The organism is Mesorhizobium sp. M2A.F.Ca.ET.037.01.1.1, assembly GCF_003998075.1.
GTDB lineage: Bacteria > Pseudomonadota > Alphaproteobacteria > Rhizobiales > Rhizobiaceae > Mesorhizobium.
The window spans coordinates 1-2,640 of sequence record NZ_RZSA01000910.1; the positions used below are offsets into that span (position 1 = coordinate 1).

A 2,640-nucleotide genomic window follows, 5' to 3' on the forward strand; every position below is an offset into this window, starting at 1 on the left:
CTCTATAGGTTATAGATTACGAATGCAATCTAAAAAAGGAGATGATGATGCGCGTGAGTCGCAATCAGGCTGAGCAGAACCGGCAAACCGTGATCGATGTGGCCAGCCGGCTTTTTCGGGAGCATGGCTTCGACGGCATCGGCCTGAAGGATCTGATGGAGGGCGCCGGGCTAACCCAAGGTGCTTTTTACAAACAGTTCGCATCAAAGGAGGACCTGGCGGCGCAGGCGTCCAGGCGGGCGATGGAGAGCTCTGCCCACCGATGGGCGGAGGCAACTGCATCGAAACCCGAAGATCCAGTTGGTGCTGTGATCGAGTTCTACCTTAGTAGCGGGCATCGCGGAGAAAGGATGGACGGCTGCCCGGTTGTGGCGCTCGGTTCGGATGCCGCCAGGCAAGGCAGCGACGTCAAAGCGTCATTCGAAACGGGGATCAGGAAATACCTCGACCTGCTCGGCGGTTGGGTTGGCGATGCGCGCCAAGGGGATTCCCGCGACAAGGCCATGGCAATTCTCTCGACCATGGTCGGCGCGGTCATCCTTTCGAGGGCCGTCAATGACGAGGGGCTGTCGGAGCAATTCCTGCAAGCGGCCGCCGAGAGCATACGGGCGGGGCTGGCCGCTGGTCGCCAACGGGGATCGGCCCAATGACAATGGCTTCTCCAACCAAGGGACGACGGGCGTCTTGGCGCCACTGGCTGGAAGAATTGCGCCGGTTTGAGGAGGCGATCGACACCACCGAGCTGGATCTCCTCGAAAGGCGAGTCAGGGAAGCGCAAGTCTCGGAGTTGCGTGCAAGGGCGAGGCAGCAGTGATGCTCACATCTTCGATTGCGAGCTTTTCGGTCGTTTGCACGCCGAGCGGCGAAACGGTCATCCAGCTCGGCTGGCTGCCGGATCCGGGCCAGCCCCGAGCCACACCGGTTGGCACCGGAAGAGTGCTGGAATCGAAAGGAGAATAGATGCGGCGGATTGTTGTTACGGGCATGGGCGCGGTTACCCCCCTTGCCGCCAATGTCGAAAGGTCTTGGTCGCGCCTCCTGGCCGGCCGCTCGGGCATCCGGAGGCTGGCCGACGAGATTGTTGGAGATTTGCCCGCGAAGGTTGGCGGCGTGGTTCCTCTCCGGGAGGAAGACCCGGAAGCCGGCCTCGATGCGAATGCCTTCGTGGCTCCAAAGGATCAGCGAAGAATCGATCGCTTCATTCTCTTCGCGCTGGCTGCGGCGGAAGAAGCGCTTGCCCAGTCTAGGTGGAAGCCGGCCTCGGAAAACGAGCGGGCTCGCACCGCGACGATCATTGCTTCAGGCGTCGGCGGGTTCCCCGCCATCACCGAGGCGGTGCGCACGGTCGATCAACGCGGCGTCCGGCGTCTTTCACCGTTCACGGTGCCGTCTTTCCTGGTGAATCTCGCTGCGGGCCACATCTCGATCCGCCACGGCTTCAAGGGCCACATCGGAGCACCGGTGACGGCGTGCGCTGCCGGCATCCAGGCGATCGGCGATGCGGCCCGTATCATCCGCGCCGATGAAGCCGACATAGCCGTGTGCGGAGGCACGGAAGCATGCATGAACACCGTCAGTCTCGGCGGTTTTGCAGCCGCACGCTCGCTCTCGACATCCTTCAACCACCGCCCCGACCAGGCCTCCCGTCCATTCGACATGTCGCGGGACGGCTTCGTCATGGGCGAAGGCGCTGGCATCCTCGTCATCGAGGAATTGAGCCATGCGCTGGCGCGCGGCGCGGAGCCGCTCGCTGAGGTCGTTGGCTATGGCACGACGGCAGACGCCCATCACGTTACTTCCGGCCCCGAGGATGGCGATGGCGCGCGGCGCGCCATGGAGATCGCGATTGCCCAAGCAGGCATTTCCCCCCGCGAGATCCGCCACCTCAACGCGCACGCGACCTCCACGCCGGTGGGCGACCTGGGCGAAATCGAAGCGATCAAAAGCGTCTTCGGCGCGGATTTCTCGATCGCCGTCAGCGGAACCAAGTCGGCGACCGGACACCTGCTCGGGGCGGCCGGCGGGCTTGGCGCGATCTTCACGATCCTGGCGCTCAGGGATCAGGTGGCACCGCCGACTCTCAATCTGAGTGCGCCCGATCCGGCGGCCGACGGAATAGACTTCGTGGCAAACGAGGTCCGGCCGATGGAGATGGACTACGCGATCGCCAACGGTTTCGGCTTCGGAGGCGTCAATGCCAGCGTGCTGTTCCGGCGCTGGGACGGAGACGGCGCGAACGGTCGAGCCGCTCCCGACTGACGCTTTCGCTCCAGACTTCTCGCTGCTCCAATCCAACCCCAAGAAAGTGATCTCCATGAATAAGACCAATCCTGGCGTCGCCATCGCCACAGGGGCATCCTCCGGCATCGGGCAAGTGACAGCCAAGGCCCTGCAGAATGCGGGCTTTCGCGTGTTCGGAACCAGCCGTCGCGCGGTCTCCAAGAAATCCGACGGCATCACCATGCTGACCTGCGACGTGACCGACGACGCGTCCGTCGCGAAGCTGGTCGACGAGGTGCTGGCCGAGGCCGGGCGCATCGACCTGCTCGTCAACAATGCCGGCATGGGCCTGCTTGGCGGCGCGGAGGAGTCCTCGACCACCCAGGCTCAAGCGCTGTTCGACGTGAATGTCTTCGGCGT

The 2,640-nt window shown here is 63.8% G+C and carries 3 protein-coding genes; all 3 read left to right on the forward strand.

From position 1 onward, the window contains the following. The first annotated feature begins 47 nt into the window (after positions 1-47). Positions 48-650: a TetR/AcrR family transcriptional regulator gene (locus EOA27_RS31155; protein ID WP_127258060.1), complete on the forward strand. Its 603-nt coding sequence runs from the start codon at positions 48-50 to the stop codon at positions 648-650. A gap of 310 nt (positions 651-960) precedes the next feature. Further along, complete coding sequence (gene fabF / locus EOA27_RS31160) at positions 961-2,259, forward strand: beta-ketoacyl-ACP synthase II (protein ID WP_126080032.1); 1,299 nt, start codon at positions 961-963, stop codon at positions 2,257-2,259. A gap of 55 nt (positions 2,260-2,314) precedes the next feature. Next, positions 2,315-2,640: SDR family NAD(P)-dependent oxidoreductase (locus EOA27_RS31165; protein ID WP_127258058.1), on the forward strand; the 326-nt coding region annotated here is incomplete at its 3' end.